Here is a 6,568-nt window from a genome sequence, read left to right as displayed (position 1 = left end):
GTTCCATGCCACGCGCGCCGGCCAGCCATTGCGCATAGCGCGACCAGGCGAATTCGGCGGTCCGGAACCCGAGCGGCCGTACCATTGGTTGCAGCCGCTGCTCGATGAAGCGGCGAACGCCGGCATCGGCGCTGACCCGAGTCAAAATGATCAGCTCGCCGCCCGGCCGCAGCACGCGGGCGAATTCGTCGAGCGCGGCTTCCGGATTCGGCACCGCTGTCACCACATATTGCGCCATCACGACGTCGAACGAATGGTCGGGGAATTCGAGCCGCTCGGCGTCCATCACCGCGAGACCTTCGACATTGTTCAGGCGAAGATCGGCAACGCGCTTTTTCGCCTTTTGCAGCATTGCCGCCGAGATATCGGTGCCGAAGATGCGAAGGTGCGAAGCATATTGCGGCAAGGAGATGCCGGTACCGATGCCAACCTCGAGCACGCGCCCGCCGATCCTGTTGGTGGCCGCGATAGCGGCCCTGCGGCCCTCGCTGAACACGCCGCCGAACACGAGGTCGTAGACCGGCGCCCAGCGGTCGTAGGCCTGCTCGACCATTTCGCGGTCGAAGTCCAACGGCCTGGTCGCATCCAGTTTGATGATGTCTGCCATGGTAGGTTCGCCTTCTGATCTCGTTCGGTGGATTTAGCCTTGTACGGCGCTCGGGTTGGCCACGCGGCGGGCGGGCCGCAGTGAACGGCTCGGCTGCAACGCCGTCAGATTGCCGATGAACTGTCGCGCGCTGTTGTCCCAGGAGCGTTCCAGCGCAAAATTCCGGCATGCCTCGCGCGACACCTTCAGCGCGCGGAGACAGGCGCTGCGCAAATCCGCGTCGAGCGCACCGATCGGATGATCGGCAATGACGTCCAGCGGGCCGGTGACCGGAAATGCCGCCACCGGCGTGCCGCACGCCAGCGCCTCGAGCTGCACGACGCCAAAGGTGTCGGTGAGACTGGGGAACACAAAGACGTCGGCCGCCGCCAGATGCGCGGTCAGATCCTGGCCTTTTTTTTCGCCGAGAAAGACGGCGTTCGGATATTTCTGCCGCAGCACCGCCGTCTGCGGCCCGTCGCCGACCACGACCTTCGACCCCGGCAGATCGAGCGCGAGGAACGCCTCGAGATTTTTTTCGACCGCGACACGGCCCATGGTCATGAAGATCGGCCGCGGCAGGTCGAGCGTGGCCGGGTGATCTGGATTGAACAGAAGGGTGTCGACACCGCGGGTCCAGAAGCCGAGCTTTCGGAAGCCCCGCGCGCTGAGCTCCTGCCTGAGCGAGGCGGTTGCGACCATCGTCATCGCGGCCGCGGCATGAAAGCGCCGCAGCACCGCGTAGCCGACGCTGGCCGGAATCATGGTGCGGACCGCGACATATTCCGGGAAGCGGGTCGTATAGGAGGTCGTGAACGCCAGCTTGCGGCGGCGGCAATAGCCACGCACCGCCCAGCCGATCGGTCCTTCGGTGGCGATATGAATGGCGTCCGGCGACGCCGCCTCGATCCGGCGCGCGATCTCACGCCGGTTCGGCAGCGCCACGCGCAGGCCCGGATAGGTCGGCACCCCGACCGAGGCAAACCCCTCGGGCGTCAGGAAATCGATGTCGGCATCGAGCGCCGCCGCGCTGCGGGCCAGCGAGGTCAGCGTCCGCACCACGCCATTCACCTGCGGATGCCAGGCGTCGGTCGCGACCAATATCCGCATCACGGGAACCTGAGGGTTAATTGATTCTCAAGACCCGAGGTTCGGACATGGATATTTCAAACGTATGACGTCATCGATAAGTAAGGATGTTTTTCGCGCCGCTTTCGACGCATTTTGGTGTAACGTGACAATACGATGTCAGAGCCCGGTGAAAATCCCGCGATGTCCCGCCCGAGGCGGAAGCGCAAGAGCAATGCGCTGCTGATCCTCGCGGCCGGAATGTTCCTGTTCGGCGTCGCCGCGGGCACGCTGTATTATGTCCTGCGTCCGGTCACCTTGCGGATCGCGGTCGGCCCTCCCGGAAGCGACGACCAGAAACTGGTCCAGGCGATGGCGCAGACCTTTGCCTACGACGCAAGCACGGTCCGGCTTTCACCGATCACGACCGAAGGCGCGACCGACAGCATCGCGCTGCTCGCGGCCGCCAAGACCGACCTCGCCGTGGTGCGCGCCGACCTGAACTTGCCCGCCAATGCCCAGTCCGTCGCCATCCTGCGCAAGAACGTCGTGGTGCTGTGGGCGCCCTCCGGCCGCCCGCCGAAAGGCGCCAGGAAACCGGCGTCCAGGATCAAGGGGATCGACGATCTCGCCGGACACCGCGTCGGCGTGATCGGCCGAACCGAGGCGAACGTGATCTTGCTGCGCGTGATCCTGACCGAATCGGGCGTCAATCCCGACAAGGTCGCGGTCACCCAGTACGCAACCAATCAGATCGCCGAACTCGCGCGCGATCCGACCCTCGATGCCTATATGACGGTCGGCCCGCTCGACAGCAAGATCACCGCGGACGCCATCGCCGCGACCGCGGCCAGCCGCGGCGAGCCGAAATTTCTTCCGATCGATGTATCGGAAGCGATCGCCCACAAACACCCGCTCTACGAATCCGATGAAATCGCCGGCAGCATTTTCTCTTCCTCGCCGGCGCGACCGGAAGACAAGGTCGAGACGGTCAGCGTCAATCATCTGATCGTCGCGCCGAAGTCGCTGTCCGAAACCACGGTGGCCGCCTTCGCCCGCCAATTGTTCACCGCGCGCCGGCAGCTCGCCCGGGAAGTGCCGAGCGCTGCGAAAATCGAGAAGCCGGATACCGACAAGGACGCCGCGCTGCCCGCGCATGCGGGCGCGGCCGCCTATATCGACGGCAACGAGCGCACCTTCCTCGAAAAATATACCGACTACATCTGGGGCGCCATTCTGGTGCTCTCGGGCCTCGGATCGGCGGGCGCCTGGCTGCGGCACTACTGGAAGCGCGACGAGAGAGAGCAGTACACGGTCCATCGCGACAATCTGCTCGACCTGATCGCCAAGGCGCGCGAGGCGGAAACGCCGGAGCAACTGACGGGTATGCAGCGCGAGGCGGACGGCGTGCTGCGCGAGGCGCTCGACTGCTACGACGACGGCGCGATCGAGGAAGGCGACCTGTCGGTGATCGGGCTGACGCTGGAGCAGTTTCATCATGCGATCGCCGACCGCCGCGCCGCGCTCGGCACGGTCGCGGCATCCGGCATGACGCGGGTGCGCGCCGGCTAAGCCGCGGAGAGCCCCTGGTTCTCGGCTCCTCGGCAATCGCTCGAACTTTGAATACTTCGCAGATCTGTTCGACGAAATCCCGAAATGCAAATTCCGAGGTATTTCCCGGCAGTTTGATGCTTATGGCTCGTGCCCATGAGCACGACGTTGCGCATTTTGCCGCCTGCTCATTTTCTTGGGGGCCGGCCCCGGGTATTATTTGGTAGCTTCACGCCGCCCTTCCGCTGGGTCGTACCTTTGGCAAATCGACCGATAGCTCCGTATTCATCTTAGCCAGTGCCTCGTCGATTATCCACATGTGCGAACTGTGATGCAGATCGAGCAACCGACGCACGGAGTTTTCGGACATGCCGAGCTCCTTGGCGAGTTTGACCTTGGACCAGCCATGTGTGCGCATTGTCTCGTAAACGGCCAGCTTCGCGGTCACGAGCGACGGGAGCGCTGTACGGTCGGGTCCCGAATGTCCCGCTCCCTCCCTGGGCAGCGGCTTCCCGGCCTTCATGTATCCTTCGAGAGCCGAGATGACACAGTCGCGGGCGTTTGCCCGCGCCTCCTCTTCGGTCTCGCCTTCGGTTAGCGCCTCCGGGATTCCGGGAAATCGAACAAGCCACCAACCATTCTCTTGCCGCTCCAACGTGTATCGATATCCAAACGCCATGATCATTCCTCCAAGTCGTCTTTGGTCAAGCCCAACTGGTCGAGCATCGCATTGAGGAGGCCGGGACCGATCTCCTTCTTACGATCCTTCAGGGTCGTGAACCGGTCACCGTAATAGAGGCGTCCATGACTGCCCTTGCCACGACCGTGATCGAACGAGACGGATACACCCAGCCGGCGACCCAACTTCCTGATTCTTCGTTCGAATTCGCTCCCAGTCATTATGCAATATCGCACATATATGTGCGATACGCAAGGTCGGGCTTCGCTTTCGCAGGGGTAGCACGGCGTGCTGATCCTACGCCATTGTCGTAGGGTTCTGGGGCGGGTCTGGTGGGCGTTTGGTAACGAAAATCGTCCTTCGTCAACGGAAGGGCACGCATGATCCGACTACGCTCGACTGCAATCCTCGGGGTGCTCATTTCATCCTCGGCGTTTGCCGCGGAAAGAACCATCACTCTCGCTGTGCAAAATATGGCTTGCGACTATTGTTCCTCCGCGGTCAGGAAGAGCCTGGAAGCAGTCCCAGGCGTCGCTAAGGCCATCGTTTCCTTAAATGACAAAACGGCGATCGTCACGTACGACGACGCCAAGGCCGATGTTAAAGCCCTTATCGGCGCGACGACAAGGGCAGGCTACCTCTCTGCCTCGAGAAGCTGAGCCAGAAGACCACCATGAACGGACAATGGCTGTAGGTCGGGGCAACTCGGACGTTGGCGACGTGGCCATGAAACAAAAAACTCCGGTTCCGAGAGCAGAGTTTTTGGTCGGAAATAATTCGGCCATTTGCGCTAGATCAAGGTCGTCGGAGCCGGGAGGCGCAGCAAGTATCCTCTGATATTTTCTCGAAGCTATGGAGGAAACAGATGAGCCTTCTTCCGAGATTGTGGACGACCGGTAGTCAGGAGCTCGACCCGTTCCGGGCCATGCGCCGCGAAATGGAAAACGCGTTTCGTGCTTTCGATCAGAGTTCGTCTTCTCCCAACATTGGGGCGGGCGCGCCAGCCATCAGCGTGGCGGAAACAAAAGATGCCTTCGAAGTGACAGCCGAACTTCCGGGCGTGGACGAGAAAGACATCAAGGTCAGCCTTGATGAAAACCAGTTGGTCATTTCCGGTGAGAAAAAGGCGGAAACTACCAAGGAGGAAAAGGACTGGCATGTCGAGGAGCGGAGCTACGGCTCATTCTACCGATCCATGTCCTTGCCTTTCGAGCCGGAAGACGGCGCCGTCGACGCCCATTTCGACAAAGGCGTGCTGCATCTCACGATCAAGAAGCCCGCCAGGGCGACGAAGCTCACCAGGACAGTCAATATCAAGACGGGCGCTCCCCCAAGCGTGGAGGCCAGCAAGAGCGCTGCGCCGAACAAGGCCGCTTAGCTGCCAACGATCGTCGCAACAATGCCCGGAGGCCGAGATTGTTCGTGTGAGCTGTGGGCACAAACCGGCGTGTGCAACGGGGGTGATGTCACGCCGGAAGCCGTCGCGCTCTGCTTTTCGGTGAGGATAGTCAAGGCGGAACTTTTCTTACGATATGGCATTAGCAACATCGCTTCGATCTGGCGGCCAATGTGAGGAACGCAGCAATGGCAACCCAAATCATCATGGACCACAACGGCGATACCCGGCATGACTTCGATGCGAAGGACGTGAAGGCACTCCTGGAGGCCGAGCGCCGCTTCAAGGCACTAACGGGTGCTGGATTCACCGCGGCAACCCGTACCGCTTCCGGAGAGCCGGTCGTGACGCGAAGGTTTGATCCGACGGTGGAGGAGACCCTGTTTTTTCCGCGGCTTGTCGGCGGCTGACACCCGGTTCGTGTTCGTGACGCGGCTGCTTCAGGTTGCGAGCGATCAGCTCCGGCGGCTGCCAGCGGCGTGCCTGCAATTGGCGCGAGCCTTTCGCGAGTGGTATCTCCGCCCCGGCACAAGGGAGCAGCGCGGCCTCAAGCTCTTGAGGGAATGGCTTTCGCAGGAGCAACTGGCGCAGTATGACGCGCACGAATATTTCGAGGTCGTCGGCTGCCACACCGGCAAGCGATACCGGATATATCACGGCAATGGCGCGAACGTCGTCGAGCTGGACGATGCCGCCCTCCCGAGAACGGGCTGGTGCTTCGTGCCCAGGGATCATCTGGTCGCGGGCGACGTCATGCTGGCCCAAAAGATTGCCCTGGAAACCGACGAGCGGGGTGCGCTGGCGGCAGCGAACAACTTTATGCCTGGATAACCTGGCGATCACATTGCCATGCCGGCGCGGCTGAAGCGCCAGATCGTCAGCTACGCCAGCCGCGGGTCGCAATCGGCACCAAGGTGATCGCGCTGCCGATGACCGATCGCCGCGCCGATCTCGGTGCCGCCGTCCGCCAGACCCACCACCTGAAAGAGCAGGATGGCCCCGGCATGATCCGCCGGGGGAACCATCGGCGTTGTCTGAAGACGCGGCGCTCCCGGTGCTAACCCTCTGAATGATGGCCGCAATTTGGCCGCGCTCACTGGCGTCGCGCAGCCCGGCCCTGTAGACTCCCCGACTCAATCAGCGCGAGGGGATGATGCGTCTGCCGATGCATCTGAAAACGATTTTGGCTGCGGTCGCGGTCGTCGCAGTCTCGTTCTTCGTCAGCCTGACGGCGATGGATTGGGCGGCGCTGCGCGGCACCGTGCGTCTGCCGGCGCTGGTGGAATTG

The 6,568-nt window shown here is 62.3% G+C and carries 10 protein-coding genes; 5 read left to right on the top strand and 5 right to left on the bottom strand.

Features of this window, described 5'->3' with window-relative positions; all coding sequences use genetic code 11:
• Positions 1–607, bottom strand: a 607-nt coding sequence (locus tag WCE35_RS15185; RefSeq protein WP_424594160.1) for a class I SAM-dependent methyltransferase, incomplete at its 3' end; no start/stop codon positions are given.
• A gap of 33 nt (positions 608–640) precedes the next feature.
• Positions 641–1,696 (bottom strand): glycosyltransferase family 4 protein, encoded by a 1,056-nt coding sequence (locus tag WCE35_RS15180; protein WP_424594162.1) that lies wholly within the window; start codon positions 1,694–1,696, stop codon positions 641–643.
• Positions 1,697–1,831: 135 nt separating this feature from the next.
• Here WCE35_RS15180 and WCE35_RS15175 point away from each other — a divergent pair, with 135 nt between their 5' ends.
• Positions 1,832–3,226, top strand: coding sequence for a TAXI family TRAP transporter solute-binding subunit (locus tag WCE35_RS15175; RefSeq protein WP_424594159.1), 1,395 nt, complete (start codon positions 1,832–1,834; stop codon positions 3,224–3,226).
• A gap of 208 nt (positions 3,227–3,434) precedes the next feature.
• Here the strand turns inward: WCE35_RS15175 and WCE35_RS15170 are convergent, their stop codons facing one another.
• Together WCE35_RS15170 and WCE35_RS15165 are read right to left on the bottom strand one after the other, a co-directional pair.
• Positions 3,435–3,884 carry a type II toxin-antitoxin system HicB family antitoxin gene (locus WCE35_RS15170; RefSeq protein ID WP_424594158.1) on the bottom strand — a complete coding sequence of 150 codons (450 nt, stop codon included), beginning with the start codon at positions 3,882–3,884 and terminating at the stop codon, positions 3,435–3,437.
• A 2-nt stretch (positions 3,885–3,886) separates the two neighbouring features.
• Positions 3,887–4,069: a type II toxin-antitoxin system HicA family toxin gene (locus tag WCE35_RS15165; protein ID WP_424594157.1), complete on the bottom strand. Its 183-nt coding sequence runs from the start codon at positions 4,067–4,069 to the stop codon at positions 3,887–3,889.
• Between the two features lie 195 nt (positions 4,070–4,264).
• Here WCE35_RS15165 and WCE35_RS15160 point away from each other — a divergent pair, with 195 nt between their 5' ends.
• From WCE35_RS15160 to WCE35_RS15145, 4 genes are all read left to right on the top strand, one after another.
• Positions 4,265–4,543: a cation transporter gene (locus WCE35_RS15160; protein ID WP_424594156.1), complete on the top strand. Its 279-nt coding sequence runs from the start codon at positions 4,265–4,267 to the stop codon at positions 4,541–4,543.
• 206 nt (positions 4,544–4,749) lie between these two features.
• Complete coding sequence (locus WCE35_RS15155; protein WP_424594155.1) at positions 4,750–5,262, top strand: Hsp20/alpha crystallin family protein; 513 nt, start codon at positions 4,750–4,752, stop codon at positions 5,260–5,262.
• A gap of 206 nt (positions 5,263–5,468) precedes the next feature.
• Positions 5,469–5,690: a hypothetical protein gene (locus tag WCE35_RS15150; RefSeq protein WP_424594154.1), complete on the top strand. Its 222-nt coding sequence runs from the start codon at positions 5,469–5,471 to the stop codon at positions 5,688–5,690.
• A gap of 73 nt (positions 5,691–5,763) precedes the next feature.
• Positions 5,764–6,111: a hypothetical protein gene (locus WCE35_RS15145; RefSeq protein WP_424594161.1), complete on the top strand. Its 348-nt coding sequence runs from the start codon at positions 5,764–5,766 to the stop codon at positions 6,109–6,111.
• Between the two features lie 50 nt (positions 6,112–6,161).
• On the opposite strand, the gene WCE35_RS15140 is transcribed toward WCE35_RS15145, so the two are convergent.
• Positions 6,162–6,305, bottom strand: a complete 144-nt coding sequence (locus tag WCE35_RS15140) for a hypothetical protein (protein WP_424594153.1) — start codon at positions 6,303–6,305, stop codon at positions 6,162–6,164.
• Positions 6,306–6,568: the final 263 nt, after the last annotated feature.

Origin of the sequence: Bradyrhizobium sp. (genome assembly GCF_049691595.1) — a bacterium.
In the GTDB taxonomy this organism is placed as follows: Bacteria; Pseudomonadota; Alphaproteobacteria; order Rhizobiales; family Xanthobacteraceae; genus Bradyrhizobium.
This window is presented reverse-complemented; position numbering and strand designations above follow the sequence as displayed.

Bases quoted from the DNA above. Each gene is read 5' to 3' on its own strand.
- WCE35_RS15180 (WP_424594162.1), bottom strand. From the start codon at position 1,696: ATGCGGATATTGGTCGCGACCGACGCCTGGCATCCGCAGGTGAATGGC.
- WCE35_RS15160 (WP_424594156.1), top strand. From the start codon at position 4,265: ATGATCCGACTACGCTCGACTGCAATCCTCGGGGTGCTCATTTCATCC.
- WCE35_RS15175 (WP_424594159.1), top strand. From the start codon at position 1,832: ATGTCAGAGCCCGGTGAAAATCCCGCGATGTCCCGCCCGAGGCGGAAG.
- WCE35_RS15140 (WP_424594153.1), bottom strand. From the start codon at position 6,305: ATGGTTCCCCCGGCGGATCATGCCGGGGCCATCCTGCTCTTTCAGGTG.
- WCE35_RS15155 (WP_424594155.1), top strand. From the start codon at position 4,750: ATGAGCCTTCTTCCGAGATTGTGGACGACCGGTAGTCAGGAGCTCGAC.
- WCE35_RS15150 (WP_424594154.1), top strand. From the start codon at position 5,469: ATGGCAACCCAAATCATCATGGACCACAACGGCGATACCCGGCATGAC.
- WCE35_RS15170 (WP_424594158.1), bottom strand. From the start codon at position 3,884: ATGGCGTTTGGATATCGATACACGTTGGAGCGGCAAGAGAATGGTTGG.